Origin of the sequence: Paenibacillus sp. S-38 (assembly GCF_049942825.1) — a bacterium.
Taxonomy (GTDB): Bacteria; Bacillota; Bacilli; order Paenibacillales; family NBRC-103111; genus Paenibacillus_G.
On sequence record NZ_CP187970.1, the window covers coordinates 843,573 to 863,421 of the forward strand.

Genomic DNA, 19,849 nt, shown 5'->3' on the forward strand with positions numbered 1-19,849 from the left:
TCGCATGGATGGAACGGCACAGCTGGTGGCGATGATGAAGTCTGACGGCAAGACGGGTGACGTCGATGGCTCGATTCATGGCATGAACGCAGCTGCGCTTGTGACAGCGGAGACAGAGGGGTTGACTTTGGTTTGATATCAAACTATAATGAGGCTATGGAAACCAGAGATGCTATTTCACTAATCTCCAAAATCAGGGATAAAGTCAATCGGTTTATCGGATCCGAGATGATGAAGCATGGGGTAGACGGAGTGGGCACCTCACATGGCGATATCATCTATGCGCTGTTTCATCATCCCAGACTGACGATGGCGGACATTTCTAAACGAATTGCGAAGGATAAATCGACAGTCACGGCATTGGTTGACAAGCTCGTCCGGCTTGGATATGTGTCCAAGGAAAGGGATCGAGAGGATACGAGGGTAGTTTATGTGACGTTAACCCGCAAGGGAAGTGAATTGAAGCCGGTCTTTGAATCGATTTCGAAAGCAATGCTGGACGTGTTTTATTCGAACATCTCGGAACAAGAAAAAGAGGTTCTCCGCACGCTGTTACTAAAGGTGTATAACAACTTTTAATTTTTTTTGCATAAATGGTTTGATATCAAATTATTTGGCGGGAGGAATTCAGCGTGAAGGATTTTACGAAAGATTTGCCCGATCATACGGTGAAATATATAGGGGACAATGATTTGTTCCTTGAGATCTTCGAGGGGGAAAGCCTTCCGGCAGCAGCTGAGAAGCGGCCTCCACTGCTTTTTGTACACGGTGCCTACACAGGAAGCTGGATGTGGAGCAAATACATTCCCCACTTTGTCAGTGAAGGGTGGACATGCTATGTCATGAACCTCAGAAGCCACTACAAAAGCAGGCTGATGGATATGACGAAGATTACCTTCGAGGATTATCTGGAGGATCTGAAAGAGGTCACCAACGTATGCGGTGTTCCGCCGATTCTGATCGGATTCAGTATGGGAGGGATCCTGAGCCAAAAGTGGGCTGAAACCGCCGAAATCGCCGGGTTGGTGCTGATCGATTCGGTCATCAGCAGAGAAGTTCATGAGGCTGTACCCTATATGGAATTAGACCAGACCACACCTGGGATCATCCTGCCTGCACCGGCCCGCGAGGAGCTTTCAAGCTTGGATGAAACAGTGGAAGACATTGCATTTCAGAGGAAATACTTGGCGATGGAGTCATCCAAGGCATTTTGCACTTTTTCTTTTTCTAGGGAAACCAGGGGGATATCCATAGACAGCAGCTCGATTACCTGCCCGTGCCTGGTGATCAAAGCGGTAAACAGTGAAGAGGACGAACGCCGGGGCAGGGTGGCAGCGGAGCACCTCCGGGCTGAATATAAAGGGCTGTGGAACACGACGCATACCGGCGTGCTTGTAGGGCAGAGATATAAGGAAGCAGTTGATACCATCCTGGATTGGTTAAAGGGACTTCAGAGGCCGGAGGAGCCTGCCCTTTAATCCGAACGCGAACCGCCCTGAATGGTCAGCGCCGCCTTTTTGTCCATGCCTAAAAGGACATATGTCCTACCTCTAGTGCAGGTGCAGCGTTTAATGTAGGTGGGGAGCGTGGAAGGAAGAGGAGGAAGACGATGAAAGGCATCGTATTTGCGTGTCTGGCCGGGGCGTTCATCACCCTGCAGGGGGTGGCCAATGCGAGGATCGGCGGGGAGCTGGGCACGTGGCAGGCAGCCGCGCTGACCCAGGGCACCGGCTTCATAGCGGCGGTGATGATTCTCCTGATGGTCAGGGACCGGTCGTGGAAGAACTTCAGGAAGGTGAAGCCGGTTTATTTGTTCGGAGGCGCCTTTGCGGCACTCGTGATTTTCAGCAATATCACTTCGATGAACAGCGTAGGCGCTACCTTGACGGTTTCCGGCGTGCTGATAGCCCAGATCAGCGTCACGTTTCTGATGGAGCGCAGGGGCTGGTTCGGACCGGACAAGCCTGAGATCAGGCTCTCCCATATCGCCGGCATCGGGATGATGATTCTGGGTGTAATCCTGCTGGCATAGGAGGATATCAAGGCATGAAAGAACTGCATGAGCGGGAAAAGCTGCAGGGCTACCTGGCCGAATTCAGGCTGGAGGAGGTCTTTCCGGCACCGCTCCATGAGCATCTGGCCCTCTACCGATTTGAGCCCGGAGAGCCGATATGCTCTCAAGGGGAGAAGGCCGAGCATGTATTCGTGCTGGTTCACGGGAAGATCAAGGTCCATACCACTACCCTTGAGGGGAACACGCTGATTATCTCCTTCAAAACGCCGCTGGAGGTTATCGGGGATATTGAATATATCCGCGGCGGAGTGAATATGAACACGGTAACGGCTGTGACTCCGGTGGAGATGATCGGCGTCCGCCATCACTGGCTGCAGAAGTATGGGCAGGAAGTACCGCTGCTCCAATTTTTGCTTGAAATCATTACGAACAAATTCTATATGAAGTCCGTCACGATGAGCTTTAACCTGATGCATCCGGTGGAAGTCCGGCTGGCCAGCTACCTGCTGTCCGTCTCTTGCGGGAACGGCGATGCGGAGGGGCCTTATCCCGGGGAGCTCAGTGCCGAAAGCTTGAAGGATATAGCGGGCTTCATCGGCACCAGCTACCGGCATCTTCATCGGGTGATTCAGCGGTTCTGTGCCGAGGGGCTTCTCGAACGCAGCCGGGGGACGCTGGTCGTCAAGGACAGGGCCGGGTTGAAAGCGGTCGCCGGTTCCAATATATATGAACCCTAGGGGGAGAATGTCATGTTCATCGGCATCATTCTTGCACTCGCGGCGGGAGCGCTCGTCGGGGTGCAGAATATGTTCAACAATAAAGTAAACCAAGCGTCAGGCGGCTGGTCAACTACGGCTCTGGTGCTCGGTATGGGCTTTGCCGCATCCCTTATCATGGGCCTTGTGTTCGAGGGGAAGGCACTCTTCACTGCACAGCCCATGCAAACCTGGTTCTGGTTCAGCGGCATCCTTGGCGTAGGGGTCGTTACCTGTCTGGTACAGGGGGTTAGACGCCTCGGAGCGACCTTGGCCACCGCTATTGCGATGGCCTCCCAGCTCATCTGCGCCTTATGGTGGGATTCGCTGGGCTGGTTCGGTTTGGAGCAGGTGCCTTTTACGCTGTCCAAAGGCCTCGGCGCCCTTTTGCTAATCGGCGGTGTCCTAGTATTCAAATTCGGCGGCGTCTCCAGAGCCAAAGAAACCTCCGAAGCGGTGTAAGGGTCCCAAAACATGGTATAATGAGTACACCTATTACCCTTGGAGGAACAGACTCGCTACGGAGTTGATAGAACGGTGAACATCCAACCGATACGGAAAGAACAGGCCTGGCAGCTGCGCCATGAGGTCATGTGGCCTGACAAGGATTACGACTATGTAAAGCTCGCGGATGACGAGGAAGGAGCGCACTTCGGTCTGTTTGAGGGAGGGGAGCTCCTCTCGGTGGTGTCGCTCTTTGTCCGCGGGGGAGAAGCGCAGTTCCGGAAGTTTGCGACGTCCGTGACTCATCAGAAGAAGGGGTATGGGAGCAAGCTCCTGACCCATGTGCTCGGCGAAGCTGAACGTGCAGGCGCCAAGCGGATTTACTGCAATGCCAGGATCGTGAAGGCCGCGTTCTATGAGAAATTCGGATTTTCCTTGGCGGCGGGCCCCTTCACGAAAGGCGGCCAAACGTACGTGATCATGGAACGGTTCTTTGGGTAAGCAGCCAAGTTAGGAGCAGTCAGAGACGGAGGTTATCATGAGTCAGCTTTACCGGATTACGAGATCATTTCAGGAGCATGAGGAGTCGGCGGCGTCCGAGATCTCCCTGGAGGAATGCAAGGCGTACTTCGCTTCCAAACCAGACTTTACGTATACCACGGTATTCACGGTGAAGGGCGAGACCACGATGTCCATTGAAGGGGAGTTCTTCATGTGGAGCTTCGGAGAGGCCCGGATTCCGTTCCGTCATTTCCAAGGGGACATCTACGTCTCCGGCACGAACAAGGCGGTGATCCCCATCCTGATGGAGGTCGCAGGCGATTTGCGGGCGGATGTAGCCGAAGCGTAATCGTCCGCCTGTCTCACGTGAGGAGCATGTCAACACAAAAACCCACATCTGACGGCAGAATGTGGGTTTTTGTGTTTTCCAGCCTTACTACACAGCTGCAGGGAACAATCCAAGCTCTACGAGGAGAGCGGAAGCTCGACGTAGAACGCCACCTCCTGCTCCTTCCCGTTCTTGGCATAAATGCTGCCCTTGTGCTTGTCCACGATAGTCTTGGCGATCGCGAGCCCCAGGCCGTATCCTCCCTGACTGCGGGCCCGGGACGCATCGGTACGGTAGAAGCGGTCGAAGATCCGCTCCAGGTGCTCGGGCGGGATGGGGTCGCCGGTATTCGTCACCTTCAATACCATGTGCTGGTGGCGCTTCTTTAGCGTGATTCCGACCGCCCCGCGGGGGTGGGTATACTTCAGCGCATTGTCGAGGAGGATCATGACCACCTGCTTGAACTGCTCGATGCTGCCGCGGGCCGTCAGGCCGGGCTCGATCTCGTAGGAGAGCCGAATGTCACGCTCGAAGATGACCGCTTCCATCGTAAGCACCACCTGCTCGACCGCTTCGCTGGCCTCGAAAGGCACCGCCAGCACCTCCGTACCGGCCTGATCGATCTGAGCCAGATAGAGCAGGTCGTTCGTCAGCTTCGCCATGCGCTCGGATTCCGATTTGATATAGGTGATCCACCGGGATTGGTGTCGGATCGTATCCTCGGGATGGGCCAGGAGCACGTCCACGTTGGTGTTAATCACGGTGAGCGGCGTTTTCAGCTCATGCGAGGCATCGGCAATGAACTGCTTTTGCTTATCAAAGGCCTCCTGCACCGGCTCGATGGAACGGTCGGCAAAGTAGCGGCTGATGAAGAAGATGATGACGAGCATGAGAGCGGCGACGAGCAGGAAGGCATACACCAGATTGGTCAGAAAGCCCATCTGGGCGGTGATGTCCAGATACGAAATCGTGTATCCGCCTCCCGGCATCGGCTGAAGGGCATAGGCCCAGCGGGAGTCGTTCAGGGTGAACTTGCCCTGCGCCTTGCCGCCGGATAAGGCCGCCGCGGCGAGCCCGCCCGATAATTCATCCGTGAGCTCCAGACGGGAAATCACGGATTGAACCGTCCCCTCGGCATCCGTAACGATCGAGAAGGAGTCGGAGCGTCCGAAAGCGGGTTTGCCCCCGGTCTTGTCCTCCATATCGAACGAACGGGGACCGCCGGGACCGGATTTCGGACCGTCGTTCCCGGCGGCCTTGCGTGCCAATTCCATTTCCCGGTGCAGCTCCTGATCAATGCCCCGGCTCGTATTCTGATACATGATGGCATAAATACAGGCGAATGCGATCAGCAGCATCACGGAGATCGTGACCATATTCAGCAGGAGAAATTTATTGCGGAGTTTACGAAACATCCCCCTTCACCTCCAGTACATAGCCTACGCCGCGGATCGTGCTGATCCCCACGTTCGACTGCAGATGAACGAGCTTTTTCCTCAAAAAAGAAATGTAAACCTCGACATTGTTATGCTCCGCTTCGGAATCAAAGCCCCACAGCTTCTCAATGATCAGTTCTTTGGGCGTCACCGCCTGCTTCCTTGTCATCAGGAGCTGCAGCAGCTCGCTCTCCTTCAGGATCAGCTTGATTTCCTTGCCCCCGCAGGTGAGCTTCAATGTAGACGTATTGAGCTCAATATCGCCGTAACGCAGCGCGTGGTCCGCGACCACTTCCCCTTTGCGCCGGAGCGCCGCCCGGATGCGGGCCAGCAGTTCCTCCGTCACGAACGGCTTTGCAATATAATCATCCGCCCCATAATCGAGCCCGGAGACCTTGTCCGCCGTCTCTCCCCTGGCGGTTAGCAGGATCACCGGTGTGGCCATGCCTTCCCTGCGGATCGTCTGCAGGATCGTCAGGCCGCTCATGCCGGGAAGCATGATATCGAGCAGCAGCAGATCATAGATCCCGCTCTGGGCGTAATCCAGGCCGGAGGTGCCGTCATGGACCACATCCACGGAATAATGATGCTTCCGCAGGATCTGCGCGAGGGCTTCCGCCAGATGGGCTTCATCTTCCACGATCAGGATTCTCATGGTGTTCTTCCTTTCTCGTGCCGCCGGAACTTAAGCAGCAGTAGTAGTAGGAACAGTATAGCACCCCGAACCTTAAAGAAACCTGAAATCTCCGTTTAAGGTTCGTTAAAGGTTCGCGCCCTAAGATAAAGCCATCCGATACAGAAGAACACAAAAACAAGATGACAGAAGGGGGCAGCGAGAATGGCTATTGAGGTGTTCAACCGCTACGAGAACAAGTATCTGCTTGATGAAACGGGCTTTCGCCGGATTCATGACCGGCTTCTGGAGTATATGGAGCTCGATGAATATAACCGCAAGCATACCTTTTACTCTATCAGTAATATTTACTTCGACACGAAGGACCATGCCCTGATCCGGCACTCGATATCGAAGCCCAAGTATAAGGAGAAGCTGAGGCTGCGTGCGTACGGGGTTCCGCAGCCGGGCGCCAAGGTGTACCTGGAGCTCAAGAAGAAGGTGCACGGGCTCGTGAACAAAAGAAGAACCGCGCTGCGGACGGACGAGGCTTATGAATTTGTCCGTACAGGGGTGAAGCCCGAGCCGGCAAGCTACATGAACAAGCAGGTGCTCAGCGAGATCGAGTACTTCCTGGGGCGGTATACCTTGGAGCCCCAAGTGTACCTGGCCTACGACCGGATCGCGATGTTCAGCAAGGAAAGCCGGGATCTGCGGGTGACCTTCGACTGCAATATCCGGTCGAGGCGGCATGATCTGATGCTGGAGAGCGGAGACCACGGGGAGCCGCTGCTCGAAGACGGACGGTGGCTCATGGAAGTGAAGGCGGAGAAGACGGTTCCGGTCTGGCTTGCCAGACTGCTGTCGGAGCACCGGATGTTCCGGACGAGTTTCTCGAAGTATGGCAGTGAATATATCAAAATGCGAACAGGGCAGCAGCCGGGAGGAGAACGAGCATATGCTTGACACATTATTTGCAGCAGCGACGACGGATAACACACTTACATTTACCCACGCGATACTTACGATTGTAGTCTCATTCCTGCTTGGGGGCGTCATTTCCCTGACTTATATGAAAACGAGCAAGCAGGCGCATTCACAGAATTTTGCGCTGACGATGATTCTGATTCCTTCGATTATCGCCATCATCATCCTGCTCATCGGCAACAACGTGGCCCGGGCCTTCAGCCTCGCCGGAGCCTTCTCGATCATCCGCTTCCGGAGTGCGCCTGGCGATCCCAAGGATATCGCTTATGTCCTCTTCACCATGGCCACGGGCCTGGCCTGCGGCGTCGGGATGTTCGGCTACGCGGTGCTCTTCACCCTCATCCTGTGTGTGCTGATGATCGTGCTTCACAAGATCAAATTCGGCGAGAAGCGCAGCGACCAGAAGCTGCTTAAGATTACCGTGCCGGAGGACCTGGGATACGAGGAGGCCTTCAAGGAAGTGTTCCAACAGTTCAACGTCGGCCACGAGCTGAAGAAAGTCAAAACGACGGAGCTCGGCAGCCTCTTCGAACTGGTGTATACGGTCACGCTTGTACCGGGTACGAGCCAGAAGGAATTGATCGACGCGCTGCGGTGCCGCAACGGGAATTTGAATATTACTTTGTCCATGAGTCCCGAAGCTTCAGACTATTAGAACCCCACTAAACCTTACTACGGAGGATGATTCGATATGAAAAACAAGCATGTCAAGCAAATCGTAATGCTCGCACTCCTGTCTGCGGTGGCGCTGCCGGCGTGCCAGAGCCTGACGCCGTCCCAAACGGCGGCATCCACAGGAACGGCAGCGGCCCAGACCGCCGCTTCGACTACGGCCGCGGCAGCAGCCCAAGCCCCGGCTCAGGTAGTGCCGGTGGAATACAGCGACAATGACCTGTACAGCGACTGGAAGAACGACAATCCGATCTATATGGAGCTCAGCGCGGCGGGCGCCAGCATCAAGGGCACGGGCGCCGAAGTGAAGGACCATACCGTAACGATCACAGCGGGGGGCACTTATGTGCTCAGCGGCTTGTGGGAAGAGGGGCAGATTGTCGTCGACGCTGCGAAGGAGGACAAGGTAAGAATCGTACTGAACGGTGTCGAGATTCACAGCAAGATCAGCTCGGCGATCTATGTCAAGCAGGCGGACAAAACGGTGATCACGGTTCAGGAAGGTACGACCAATGTGATATCCGATGGTGCGGAGTACACGGCGGTGGATGAATCGGGGGAACCAAACGCAGCCATCTACAGCAAGGACGATCTGACCTTCAATGGTACGGGCGCCTTGACCGTCCAGGGGAATTATAACAACGGGATTACGAGCAAGGACGATCTGAAAATCACCGGAGGCTCGATCACGGTCCGTGCGGCCGACGATGGAGTCCAGGGCAAGGATCTGGTGGCGGTCAAGGAAGGCACGCTCACGATCGAAGCCGCGGGAGACGGGATCAAGGCGACCAACGATACGGACGCGGACAAAGGGCTTGTCAGCATTGAAGCAGGCACCTTCTCGATTAAAGCCGGTAAGGACGGCATTCAGGCGGCTTCCGCCGTACAGGTGAACGGAGGCTCATTCACGATCTCCTCCGGCGGGGGCAGCGCCAATGCCCCGGCGAAGGCCAAAGAAGAGATGGGCGGCATGCGGGGAACACCGCAAGCAGCGGCATCGACGACCACCGCTGCCGAAGAAACGGAAAGCGGCAAAGCGATCAAAGCCGGCAGCCTGATCTCCATTGCGGGCGGGACGATCGGGATCGATTCGGCGGATGACGCCATCCACAGCAACAACACCGTGACGATTGCGGGAGGAGAGCTCTCCATCACGTCCGGAGACGACGGCATTCATGCGGACTCCAATACGGTGATCAGCGGCGGGAAGACGATCATCACGAAGAGCTACGAGGGCGTTGAGGGCTCGAATGTGACCATCTCGGGCGGAGAAGTTCAGGTTACGGCGAGTGACGACGGCATCAATGTGTCCGGCGGGGCGGACGGTTCGTCGACGAATGAGCGTCCGGGGCAGAACAGCTTCAGCTCTACGGGCTCGAACAACATGCTTACCGTCACAGGCGGTACCGTCCAGGTGAATTCCACGGGCGACGGATTGGATGCCAACGGTTCGATGCAGATCTCGGGCGGCACCGTCTATGTCAGCGGTCCGTCGGCGAACGGCAACGGCGCCCTGGATTATGACGGCTCCCTCAACTATACCGGCGGCGTGCTGGTTGCCGCCGGAAGCTCGGGCATGGCACAGGCTCCATCCGATCAGTCCACCGCGTATTCCATTCTCATGACTTACTCGCAGGCCCAGCCGGCCGGTACGGTCGTCGAGCTCAAGAATCAGAGCGGCAAATCCATTGCGAGCTTCACGTCCGAGAAGAGCTTCCAGTCGATCGTCATCGGCTCGCCGGAGCTTCAGAAGGATGGGGCTTATGCGCTCTACACCGGAGGAGCGAAGACGGTCGAATTCACCATCGCGAGTCCGACGACATGGCTCAATGAGTCCGGCGTAACCACAGCCAAGACCGGTGGTCCGGGCAGAATGGGCGGTGGAAGCGGCGGCCGGGTCCGCCCTGAGGCGGGTACGCCTTAAGCGAAGCGGATGAATGGGGCCCGCGGTCGTGCGGGCGCCGATGCAGATCGGCGGAGAGATAAGGCAGGAACGGAGAAGAAGCCGGCAGGGACGCTGCATTCGCAGCGGCCTGCCGGCTTCTTCGCATTGCAGCATCCGCAGCTGCAGATATGTGGTATCGAAAGAAGCCGGCCTATGTTCCGTCATGGCATCTAAAAGATCATCCTTGTTACGTACATGCGGATAGACGGCCATGGGGGCTACGCCGAAAGCGTTGGCTAAACGCCGAAAACTCACCGCGGTCGATTGCTTCCGTACCCGCAATATGGTATGCCAGCCCCACGACAGCCTCTCGACTAGGCGAACAGGTCTGTGGAGGGGGTACGGGCGGACGTTACGGTTGCACGCCGAGCTCCAGGCGCCAGTCCTGACAGCGCATGATCGTGCCGGGCGGATACTCGAAGGCGCATTCCCCGGCCGGCGAGAAGCCCAGCTTCCGGCAGATGGCGTTCGACGCGGGGTTATCGACCGAGGGGAAGGCGTGGATGACTTGAACCTTGGGGTCCGCGGCTGCGGCGGCAATAGCTGCGGCTCCTGCCGCGGTGGCGATGCCTCGGCCCTGATAGGGAGGGAGAATGCCCCAGCCCATCTCGCAGATGGTCTTCTCCTGCCATTCGCGCTGCCACCAGCCGATATTGCCAACCGCCTCTCCCTCTGGAAGCAGAACGATCCGGAACATCCGGCCGGCTGCTTTGTCACCGAGCTCGAGATAACGCTTGTGCCGCTTCAGAATCTGCCCGCTGTTCTCCGGTCCCCCTAGGTGGTCCAGCATCTCGGGGGTGTTCATGCGGTGGAGCAGCTCGAGATCCGTATCGGCCCAAGGCTCAAGGGAAACCTGCATTTCTTTCGGAGCCATCATACTCATCTCCTCCATTTGGTAAGGGGTTCGTTGGAACGTATGTTCCTGTGAATTCATTATAACCCCATTCTGAAGATAAGTCTTGCAGATGAGCCGGCGGGGACCCCTGGTTTCGGATTCGGCCTTCCAGGGGAAAATGTATTAGGTAAGATGGCAAATATAAGGTAAGATAGGAGTTATGGTCCAGGGCATAATATAGAAAGGGAAGACATCGTGGTAGAAGCTCCACACCCAAAAGGCCCAGGTAAGATAGGTTGCGATAAGCATTACAGATCAAGGGACGGCTTCCGCTCTTTACGGCTGCCGGGAAAGAGGGCGAAGAGAAAATGAATATTCATCTTAACTTTACTAACAAGGGACAGGCGGCGATCGCCAATTTCAACAACGACGAGCTTCTCGAGATTTTCAGAAGGTATATGAACACACTGACGAAGAAATATGCCGTTGACGTAGCGGTTTCTTCGGAAGAGAACCAGAGCATCGTGGAGGACGGCGTATTGAAGGTCGAGCTGTCGAACATCGACTGCAACGTGGACGCCTTTTTTCGGGAGCTTGGGACGGATATCAAGGTGCCGCTCAAAAAACGGATCGGCGACGGGAAGCTCGACAATGTGTTCAAAGCGGTCCAGGTAAAAGCGAACTAAAGAGGAAGAGCCTGTAAAGGCAGCTATGGGCGTCTCTCTGCGACAGGTGCGGAGGGGCGTTTTTTGTCGTGGGGAGGCGAATATAGGAACATCAGAGGATGGACAGGCCTTCCGTCAGGAGTATAAGATGAGAATGATGACCATACATAAAGACAGCAAGGAGATTCGGATATGAAGAAAATCAGTCTCATTGCAGCAGGTATACTGTTGTTTACGGCCGGAGTGGCCAGCGGCTCGAGTATCAACGGAGATTATAAAGGCAATCCGATCGTGAAGGTCACGGTCAACGGGAAGGAAGTCGTCAGTGAGATTCCGGCACAGATTATCGACGGGACCACGATGCTGCCGCTTCGGGCCATCTCGGAAGCGCTCGGTGCCGAGCAATCGAAAATCCAATGGAAGCCGGGCACGTACGCGGTGGACATGCTCGTTCGTACGCCGGATATCCCTGACACGCTCGGAAAAGAAATCGGCTCACTGTACCAGTACTCCAAGGACCTGTTCCAGGAGCGTAAGGCAAGCAAGGGCAAAGTGGTCTTCGGAACCCTGGGCAGCAGCGTGACGCTGGGAGCAGGCTCTACAGGACCGACCAAGACGTGGTCCTATGCCGTGTTCGATAAGTTCAACAAGGATATCGCCGCGGGTTCGACCCGGTATGAGAATACGGGCTTCGGCGGCTTCTCCACCGAAAGCCTCCTCAAAGAGAACAAAGCCGATGTGATCGCGAAGCAGAAGCTGGATATCCTCTTCTTCGAAATGTGCCTCATCAACGATTACGGATCCAATATTCCGATCGAGAAGACCAAGAGCAACATCCGGGAGATTGTGAACCAACTCCAGACGAAGAGTCCGAAGACCCGCATCGTGCTGACTTCAGCGAATCCGATTAAGAAGACGACACCGAACGGACAGGGCCTGACCTATGAGGACTACGTAAACCAGGTGGGCGCGTTCGTTCAGGATAACGGATGGACGTACTTTGATATCTACCATCCGTTCGTCGAGGAGATCCAGAAGCAGGGGCTTGCGCTGGATGACCTGCTCTCGGATGAGGCGCATCCGAATGACAAAGGCTACGCGATCTGGGGGAATCTTCTGCTTGATTATGTGTACGGCAAGCGGTCGTAAGGGGATGGGTCGGACACTTGATTGAACGCTGCCGCGGCTGAACAGCAAAGAACGCCTTCGGGTTACGAAGGCGTTCGAATGCCGCTGAGCCTAGGATAGGGAGGCTGCCACTTCCGCCTATCCTTCAGATAGGTGGGGCCATCTTAGGCCAAAAGGGCGGGCGGCTGCGAGGTTATTGGTGTGCTGAAATGTGAGGGAGTGAAATAGCGGAAGTCAGGTATCTTATTCGGATATTTCCTGATATTTCCTGGAGAATAGCGGAACTCCGATGTCTTATTATCTGCCGCCGTATCATCAAAAGGGTTGTCCGACGCAGATAGCGAACTTCAGTTCCGCTATAGGTGGATTAAACCCTGAAAATCCCAGGAGATAGCGAACTTCAGTTCCGTTATTTGCTTTTATATCCAGACCGGTGTTCCAGAGGCGTCTCCGAAATGTTTCGGCGGCGTCCTTTTGTTGTATAGAAAAAGCAAGGGCGGCCCTGGGGCTGCCCTTGCTGTGTATGAACGATACGGGGGGAGGAGCGGCCCGGCCTACTTCACGGCCCACATCGACTCGATCTCTTCGAGCGACTTGCCCTTCGTCTCGGGGATGGAGCGCCAGGTGAAGAAGACGGTGATCAGCGACATCAGGGCGAACAGCCAGAAGGTCAGCGCCGGCCCGGCCGAGGCAAGCAGCGGCGGGAAGGAGTGGGACACGGCATAGTCCGCCACCCACAGCGCCATCGTACCGATCGCCATGGCCCTGCCGCGGATGCGGCTCGGGAAGATCTCGGAGAGCACGACCCACAGGACGGCACCCAGCGAGACGGCGAAGGAAGCGACATAGAGCAGGATGAAAATGAGTACGAGCGGTCCGGACGTATGGCCGGTCTGGAAGGCGAGACCGATGACCGTCAGGCAGATGGTCATCGAAGCGGAGCCGATGAGCAGCAGCGCTTTGCGGCCGACCTTGTCGACCAGCCACAGGGACAGGATCGTGAAGACCAGGTTGACGAAGCCGATCAGGATGGTCTGCAGGAGGGAGGCATCCGTGCCGGTGCCGGCTTCCTTGAAGATGATCGGCGCGTAGTACATAATCGCGTTGATGCCGGTAATCTGCTGCAGAATCGCGAGGATCACGCCGATGAGCAGAGCTGCTCTGGCGCCGGGCATGAACAGCTGTCCGAAGGAGCCGGACTCTTCCTTGGAGGAAGCCTTGATCGCGAGAACCTCCTTGCGGGCGAGGTCTTCGCCGTGAATCTTGAGCAGGATGGCCAGCGCTTCCTGCGGCCGGCCTTGTTTGATCAGCCAGCGTGGGCTTTCGGGCACGAAGAACAGCAGGAGGAAGAACAGCAGGCCGGGAACGGCACCTGCACCGAACATCCAGCGCCAAGCCGTAGAGACGTCCCAGGCATCATTGCCATGGCCGGCGATCCAGGAGTTTACGAAGTAAACAAGGAAGATCCCCGTCACGATGGCAAGCTGGTTCAGGGCGACCAGCCGGCCGCGGTACTTGGCCGGAGCAATCTCTGCGTTGTACAGCGGACAGAGCGCCGAGGTGATGCCGATCCCAATCCCGCCGATGATCCGGGCGAGAATATACCCGTTGAACGTATCCGGCAGCGCCGAACCGACGGTGCCTCCGATGAAGAGGAGAGCGGCGGCGATGAGCACTTTCTTGCGGCCGAACTTGTCGCCGAGCGAGCCGGAGAAGGCCGACCCTGCGATGCAGCCGATGATGATGCTGGAGACGGCCCAGCCGAGCTGCGCCTGGCTGAGGTCGAAGCGCTGCTCGAGGAACCCGAGCGCCCCGGAGACGACCGCGGTATCGAAGCCGAACAGCACGCCGCCCAGCGCGGCAACGATCGATACCAGCGTGACGAACAGCATATTGGGCTTCTCGGCTGTCTGCTCGAGAGGCTGCTCCCCGTCGTGTTTTCGCTGAATCTGTTCTTCTATCTGCGTTTCCGTTTCTTGTTGAATGACAAGTGACAAGATCATCCTCTCCTTTCCAATGCGTTCCATGGATATGCGAAGCTTGTGAGAGGATTATATCACCCGTCCGAACGATGCTGGGCGGCAACCGTCTGCACTAATCCGACGTCTTCCTGCACATAATTGTCCGTGGAAGAACCTGGACTGCCGGTGGGGAGAGACTAGCACAAATTTGATCCCGTCAGCACAAAAAAGTCCATGCCGGAAGGCGTGGACTGACTTGGAAAACTGCATGCTGTGGCGTGCTAGGGAAGGGGAGTAAAGGGGGGCGCTGCAGCCCGAAGCGGTGAAAAGTGAAACGACCGGGGGGAAAATGAAATAGTTATAATGAACGAAACCGACTACCTCTTTGCATCACGTAGGTTGAAGTTGGAAATGACTTGGAATGAATAAACCAATCAAATCCAAAACAGAGCTACAAACAAAAAGGAGTCGGTTAGTAATGAGTATGTCCACAAAGTATGTAGGGTTAGACGTATCCAAGGAAAAAATTGCTGTTGCTATCGCCACGGAAAATCGAGATGAGCCTGTACGGTTCTGGGGGACGATTCCACATACCAAAGAGGCCGTGCGAAAATTAGTCAAGCAGCTTGCAAAGGACGATGAGATCAAACTCGACGTTTGCTATGAGGCCGGGCCTACAGGGTTTCAACTGTATCGTTGGTTCCTTGAACTCTTTGTCAATTGCAGCGTCGTTGCGCCCAAAGCATTGGATGGCAACAAGCGCATTAAAACCGACAAAAGGGATGCCATACGTTTAGCGCAGCTCTACAGGGCCAGAGAGTTAACCGAAATCTACGTACCTACACCCGAGGACGAAGCGCTGCGGGATTTGGTTCGGGCCCGGGAGGATGCGGTTCAGGATATGAATCGGCACAAGCAGCGGCTAACGAAGTTCCTGCTTCGGCACCAGCTTCATCCACCGGGCGGCACGAAGGTATGGACATCGGCCTACGAGAACTGGCTGGATACCTTGCGCTTTACGGATGCGTGCGAGGATATCGTCTTTCAAGAATACCGCAACACCATCAGGGAGGCCGCAAACCGGATTGGGCGATACGAAAAGGAAATGGAACGGCAGGCTTCGGCAGGGTGCCAGGCTACCATGATTCAGGCGCTGCAAGGACTTCATGGTATTGCTTTAGTTACGGCCACTACTCTTGCGGCCGAACTCGGAGATCTCGCAGGAAGATTTGCTTTTGCGCCGCAGCTTATGAGTTATTCCGGATTGGTACCTTCGGAAAGTTCAAGCGGAGGCAGCCGCCGGCAAGGGCGAATCACGAAAGTCGGAAATGCGCATATCCGACGGGTACTGGTCGAAGCCGCCTGGACCTATCGGAGCAAACCCGCTGTAAGAAGAGCCCTGCGAGAGAGGCAAAAGGAGCTAAGCTCGGAGATTATTGAGATCTCTTGGAAGGCGCATAAAAGACTGCATCATAAATTTAATAGGTTAAGCTTCAGGGGAAAGAACAAAGGAACCATCGTTACCGCCGTGGCCAGGGAGCTCTTGGGATTTATCTGGGCTATAGCCAAGGAAGTCCAGAAGCAAAGGGCGGCAGCATAATCGCTTGTGCTTGTAATAGAAGTTTGAAAATACGAAGAAGGAGGTGGTAAGAGAACGGATTTGAGGAAGATGCGTTACATTCTTTGGCTCGGGGGCAAAGTACAAAGCTAGGCAGAGAGAAATCCGCGTAGTTCCGCTGCACAAAGCAAGGGAACAGGAGCTTTATGTGCGTTGATAGTTAGCAGGAAACTCTCTGGTCGTATGTAATCACATGTGAGAACCCACGAATATCAGGTTGCCAGCCGGCGCAAAGAACCATTTTGCCCTCGTGCCAAGGAATGTAGACATGTCCCGCTGTTCTCAGGAAAAAGACTATGCAGGGAGCACGCCCCCTGCACCCCGTTACTCGCCGTAAGGCAGGGTCTGACTTGATAGTCAGACCCGTAAACAAGTATGGGAGGAAAGAAGCCGCCTGTCAAAAAGAACACCTTGACAGGCTTAGTTTGGAGTACAAAAAAACAGGGATACGTGCTGGGAGTTGCTCGGTTACGTTCATATCAGCGGAACTACGATGCGCTATCTTTCCTTTAGAAGGGGGCAGATTCAAAATAGAGGAACTGAGGTTCGCTATTTTGTTGAATGAGACGATATAGTGCGGAAACGGAGGCCAATAACGAATCTGAGTTCCGCTATCAGACCAATTGGGGTGGAAAATATTGAAATAAGGAATCTGAGTTCCGTTATTTCAAAATCAGGGAGTAAGCCGCCGGTGAGGCTGCTCACGACGCCGCAAAGATAGCGGGAAACCGGTTGGAAAGCCGGCGGGAGAGCTCGTCGCACAGGCGGCCGGAAGGTGGCGGGAGAGCCCGCCGCACAGGTGGCAGGAAAGCCGGCCAAGAGCCTGCCGGAGAGGTTACTCAGGACGCCGCAAAGATAACGGGAGATCCGTTGGAAAGCCAGCGGGAGGACTCGTCGCCTGAGGCGGCAGGAAAGCTGGCGGGAGGACTCGTCGCATAAGCGGCCACGCCGCAGAGGCAGCCGAAGGCAGCGGGATAGCCCGCCGCACAGGCAGCCGGAAGCCCAGCGGGGGAGCCCGCCGCAAAGGCGGCAGGAAAGCCGGCGGAAGAGCTCATCGTACAGGCAGCCGAAAGGGCAGAGGGATAGCCCGCCGCAGAGGCAGCCGAAGGCAGCGGGATAGCCCGCCGCACAGGCAGCCGGAAGCCCAGCGGGGGAGCCCGCCGCACAGGCAGCCGGAAGCCCAGCGGGGGAGCCCGCCGCAAAGGCGGCAGGAAAGCCGGCGGAAGAGCTCATCGTACAGGCAGCCGAAAGGGCAGCGGGGTAGCCCGCCGCAGAGGCAGCCGAAGGCAGCGGGATAGCCCGCCGCACAGGCAGCCGGAAGCCCAGCGGGGGAGCCCGCCGTAAAGGCGGCAGGAAAGCCGGCGGAAGAGCTCATCGTACAGGCAGCCGAAAGGGCAGCGGGGGAGCCTGCCGCACAGGCGGCTGGAAGCTAGCGGGAGAGCCTGCCGTACAGGCAGCCGGAAAGCCCGGGGGAGCCTGCCGCACAGGTGGCAGGAAAGCCAGCGGGGGAGCCCGCCGCACATGCAGCTGGAAGGTGGCGGGAGAGCCCGCAGCGCATGCATCCAGAAGCCGGCGAGAGAACACACCCCGCGCTTCCCCACCGCTCTTCACTTCCCATATCCCAGCCCCGGCAGTCCGTCCGCCCCTCCCGCGCCACGCCTACCCGCCGCCGCTGCGATACTCGGTCGGGGTCACCCCGGTGACCTTTTTGAAGACGCGGCTGAAGTAGTTCGGGTCCTTGTACCCGATCTCGAAGCAGACTTCCTTGAGGCTGAGCTGCTCCGAGGCCATCAGTGCCTTGGCTTTATCGATCCGCAGGCGGGTGACGAAGTCGATGAAGGTTTCGCCGGTGCCCTGCTTGAAGATTTTGCTGAGATAGTGGGGGTTCAGATGGACGTGGTCGGCGACCTCCTCCAGCGAGAGCTCCTCCGTGAACCGCTCCCGGATGTAGCTCTTCGCGCGGTCGAGCACGCTGAGCGTCTGCTGCTCGCGCTCTTCGCGGATCCGGTGCAGGGCGGATACCACGTAGGAGCGGTGCAGCGCATCCTCATGGGGCGTGGCCGCCCCCGTGGATCCCTGCTGCAGCTCCTCGAAGCGGCATACCCGGGTGCCGGGGCCATCGTAGGCCGACGCCAGCACCGCCTGAAAGTACGACCGCCGCAGGCCATCCTCCCCGCGGCCGGCGGAGCCGATGCCGACGGAGACCGGCAGACCCATCTGGCGTTCCACGAGGGCGCTGAGCTGCTCGGCGGACCGCAGGATATCGGCCATCCGCGCGTCTTCCCGTGCTCCCGAAGGTAAGGGCAGGAAGACGGCCATGTGGCGGTCGATGAGCGAGCTGACGATACAGTCCGGCGCGCTGCTCTTGGCGAAGGTGCGTACCGTGTCGTAGACCCGCTTCAGATCGGGAGCGGGAATACCCTCCGGGAAGGCGGCTACCAGCGCACAGCCCCCCTCCAGTGGAAAATCGAGCCAACCCGCGAGCTGGGTGCTGTCCGCTTCCGCCACCTGGTCGACCATCATCATGAGGGCAAGCTCATTCTCGGCCAGGGGAAGCAGCCGGGACACCTGATGCCTCAAGCTAAGCTCCTCGGCCCGCTTGCGCTTCTCGAGCTCCAGCTCGGCCACCAGCGACTGCAGCGTCTCCACGACCTGCGTCCGCTTGGCGGGCTTGACGATGTAATCCTTCGCGCCGAGCAGCAGCGCCTCTTTGGCGTAGGAGAAATAATCGTACGCCGTCACCAGGACGAACTTGGCGTGGGGCAGGCGCTGTTTGATCTCCCGGAGCGCCTCCAGCCCTTGGATGCCGGGCATATTGACATCCATCAGGATGATATGCGGCCGGTGCTCTTCGGCACGCTCAATCGCGAGACGGCCGTTCTCCGCATGAATGACTTCGAACACACCGGGCATCATCTGCCGGACGATCCATTCAAGCCCCTCTCTCTCCAGCGCTTCGTCATCGGCGATCAGGAGCCTATACATGCTCATGCTTATTTTCCTCCTTTCCTGCGGGGATGTGCAGGGTAATCCGCGTCCCCTGGCCGGGCGCGCTGTCAATCGTGACCAGGTCGTCCCGGCCGAAATACAGGGCCAGCCGCTTGAATACATTGCGGGTGCCGAGCCCGGTCGACTGCTTCGGTTCCGGTACGTCTTCGAGCCGGAGCAGGCTCTGCCGGACTTCCTCGCTCATCCCGGCCCCGTTATCCGCAACGGTAACCGACACCGCATCGGACGGCGTGCGTGCAATAGCCACGCGGATGACCGCCCCCTGCTCGAGATCGGCAATGCCGTGCAGGAACGCATTCTCGACGAGCGGCTGCAGGGTCAGGGAGGGAACCCCGGCCTGCAGCGCCTCTTCTTCAGTCTGGAGCTCGAAGCGGACCCGGTCGCGGAAGCGGGCCTGCTGGATCGTCACATATTCCTGCAGGTGCTGCAGCTCGTCGCGCAGCGTCACGGGCCGGTCAAGCCGGCCGAGGTTGTACCGCAGCAGGTTCGACATCGAGACGATCAGGTCGCTGGTCCGTTCCGCTCCCTCAAGCAGCGCCAGCTTTGAGAGCACATTGAGCGTGTTGAACAGGAAGTGCGGGTTGATCTGGCTCTGGAGCGCCTGCAGTTCAAGCTCTTTGAGCAGGCGGTCCTTCTCCAGGCTTTCCTTCTCCTTGCCGATCAGCACGGTGAGATCGGCGAGCATCGCCTGGAACGCGCCGGAGAGGATGCCGAGCTCGTCCCCAGTAGGCGGGGGAGGCTCCGGCCGAAGGTTGCCCTTCGCGATCTCCTTGGCCATCGCTACCAGGCGGCTGACCGGTCCGGTGATGCTGCGGGAGATCCATACGGCGGCGGCAAGACTCAGCAGCGTATTCACGGCGATGACCGCTGCGCCGAGCCGGTTGATGCGTCCGTTCTCTTCGCGGATCTGCCGGTAGACCGGCTGGTAGGCGCTCAGC

The 19,849-nt window shown here is 57.3% G+C and carries 20 protein-coding genes; 14 read left to right on the top strand and 6 right to left on the bottom strand.

The window, feature by feature from the left end; all coding sequences use genetic code 11:
- Positions 1-4: 4 nt before the first annotated feature.
- The 8 genes from ACP26L_RS04045 to ACP26L_RS04080 all read left to right on the top strand — a co-directional run bounded on the left by ACP26L_RS04045 (position 5) and on the right by ACP26L_RS04080 (position 4,063).
- Positions 5-136 (top strand): hypothetical protein, encoded by a 132-nt coding sequence (locus ACP26L_RS04045; protein WP_426451286.1) that lies wholly within the window; start codon positions 5-7, stop codon positions 134-136.
- A gap of 20 nt (positions 137-156) precedes the next feature.
- Complete coding sequence (locus tag ACP26L_RS04050) at positions 157-579, top strand: MarR family winged helix-turn-helix transcriptional regulator (protein WP_426451288.1); 423 nt, start codon at positions 157-159, stop codon at positions 577-579.
- A 53-nt stretch (positions 580-632) separates the two neighbouring features.
- Complete coding sequence (locus tag ACP26L_RS04055; RefSeq protein ID WP_426451289.1) at positions 633-1,478, top strand: alpha/beta hydrolase; 846 nt, start codon at positions 633-635, stop codon at positions 1,476-1,478.
- A gap of 131 nt (positions 1,479-1,609) precedes the next feature.
- Positions 1,610-2,032, top strand: coding sequence for a DMT family transporter (locus tag ACP26L_RS04060; protein WP_426451291.1), 423 nt, complete (start codon positions 1,610-1,612; stop codon positions 2,030-2,032).
- Positions 2,033-2,046: 14 nt separating this feature from the next.
- Positions 2,047-2,751: a Crp/Fnr family transcriptional regulator gene (locus ACP26L_RS04065; protein ID WP_426451292.1), complete on the top strand. Its 705-nt coding sequence runs from the start codon at positions 2,047-2,049 to the stop codon at positions 2,749-2,751.
- 12 nt (positions 2,752-2,763) lie between these two features.
- A complete protein-coding gene (locus ACP26L_RS04070; protein ID WP_426451293.1) occupies positions 2,764-3,231 on the top strand; it encodes a DMT family transporter in 468 nt (155 codons plus the stop codon).
- A 75-nt stretch (positions 3,232-3,306) separates the two neighbouring features.
- The gene (locus tag ACP26L_RS04075; RefSeq protein WP_426451294.1) at positions 3,307-3,714 is read left to right on the top strand and encodes a GNAT family N-acetyltransferase; all 408 of its coding nucleotides are present in this window, start codon (positions 3,307-3,309) and stop codon (positions 3,712-3,714) included.
- Positions 3,715-3,751: 37 nt separating this feature from the next.
- A complete protein-coding gene (locus ACP26L_RS04080; protein ID WP_426451296.1) occupies positions 3,752-4,063 on the top strand; it encodes a hypothetical protein in 312 nt (103 codons plus the stop codon).
- Between the two features lie 116 nt (positions 4,064-4,179).
- Here the strand turns inward: ACP26L_RS04080 and ACP26L_RS04085 are convergent, their stop codons facing one another.
- Positions 4,180-5,457 (bottom strand): sensor histidine kinase, encoded by a 1,278-nt coding sequence (locus ACP26L_RS04085; RefSeq protein ID WP_426451298.1) that lies wholly within the window; start codon positions 5,455-5,457, stop codon positions 4,180-4,182.
- Positions 5,447-6,133, bottom strand: a complete 687-nt coding sequence (locus ACP26L_RS04090) for a response regulator transcription factor (RefSeq protein WP_013914543.1) — start codon at positions 6,131-6,133, stop codon at positions 5,447-5,449. The genes ACP26L_RS04085 and ACP26L_RS04090 overlap by 11 nt, the downstream gene beginning before the upstream one ends.
- A 183-nt stretch (positions 6,134-6,316) precedes the next feature.
- Between ACP26L_RS04090 and ACP26L_RS04095 the strand changes: the two genes are divergently transcribed.
- Genes ACP26L_RS04095 through ACP26L_RS04105 form a run of 3 tightly spaced genes read left to right on the top strand, consistent with a single transcriptional unit; the run spans position 6,317 to position 9,674 of the window.
- A complete protein-coding gene (locus tag ACP26L_RS04095; RefSeq protein ID WP_426451301.1) occupies positions 6,317-7,057 on the top strand; it encodes a polyphosphate polymerase domain-containing protein in 741 nt (246 codons plus the stop codon).
- On the top strand, positions 7,050-7,733 hold the full coding sequence (locus ACP26L_RS04100) for a DUF4956 domain-containing protein (RefSeq protein WP_426451303.1): 684 nt from the start codon (positions 7,050-7,052) through the stop codon (positions 7,731-7,733). Before ACP26L_RS04095 ends, ACP26L_RS04100 begins: the two co-directional genes overlap by 8 nt.
- 36 nt (positions 7,734-7,769) lie before the next feature.
- Complete coding sequence (locus tag ACP26L_RS04105) at positions 7,770-9,674, top strand: carbohydrate-binding domain-containing protein (RefSeq protein ID WP_426451304.1); 1,905 nt, start codon at positions 7,770-7,772, stop codon at positions 9,672-9,674.
- 373 nt (positions 9,675-10,047) lie between these two features.
- On the opposite strand, the gene ACP26L_RS04110 is transcribed toward ACP26L_RS04105, so the two are convergent.
- Entirely contained in the window at positions 10,048-10,569 is a 522-nt protein-coding gene (locus ACP26L_RS04110) for a GNAT family N-acetyltransferase (protein ID WP_426451305.1), read from the bottom strand.
- A gap of 329 nt (positions 10,570-10,898) precedes the next feature.
- On the opposite strand from ACP26L_RS04110, the gene ACP26L_RS04115 reads away from it, so the two are divergent.
- Both ACP26L_RS04115 and ACP26L_RS04120 read left to right on the top strand, forming a co-directional pair.
- On the top strand, positions 10,899-11,216 hold the full coding sequence (locus ACP26L_RS04115) for a hypothetical protein (RefSeq protein WP_426451306.1): 318 nt from the start codon (positions 10,899-10,901) through the stop codon (positions 11,214-11,216).
- Between the two features lie 171 nt (positions 11,217-11,387).
- A complete protein-coding gene (locus ACP26L_RS04120; protein ID WP_426451307.1) occupies positions 11,388-12,344 on the top strand; it encodes a GDSL-type esterase/lipase family protein in 957 nt (318 codons plus the stop codon).
- A 533-nt stretch (positions 12,345-12,877) separates the two neighbouring features.
- Here the strand turns inward: ACP26L_RS04120 and ACP26L_RS04125 are convergent.
- On the bottom strand, positions 12,878-14,320 hold the full coding sequence (locus ACP26L_RS04125) for a sugar porter family MFS transporter (protein WP_426451308.1): 1,443 nt from the start codon (positions 14,318-14,320) through the stop codon (positions 12,878-12,880).
- Positions 14,321-14,762: 442 nt separating this feature from the next.
- Between ACP26L_RS04125 and ACP26L_RS04130 the strand changes: the two genes are divergently transcribed.
- Positions 14,763-15,884 carry an IS110 family transposase gene (locus ACP26L_RS04130; protein ID WP_426448395.1) on the top strand — a complete coding sequence of 374 codons (1,122 nt, stop codon included), beginning with the start codon at positions 14,763-14,765 and terminating at the stop codon, positions 15,882-15,884.
- A gap of 1,677 nt (positions 15,885-17,561) precedes the next feature.
- Here the strand turns inward: ACP26L_RS04130 and ACP26L_RS04135 are convergent.
- Positions 17,562-18,893, bottom strand: a complete 1,332-nt coding sequence (locus ACP26L_RS04135; RefSeq protein ID WP_426451310.1) for a response regulator — start codon at positions 18,891-18,893, stop codon at positions 17,562-17,564.
- Positions 18,880-19,689, bottom strand: coding sequence for a sensor histidine kinase (locus ACP26L_RS04140; protein ID WP_426454809.1), 810 nt, complete (start codon positions 19,687-19,689; stop codon positions 18,880-18,882). The genes ACP26L_RS04135 and ACP26L_RS04140 overlap by 14 nt, the downstream gene beginning before the upstream one ends.
- Positions 19,690-19,849 lie beyond the last annotated feature (160 nt).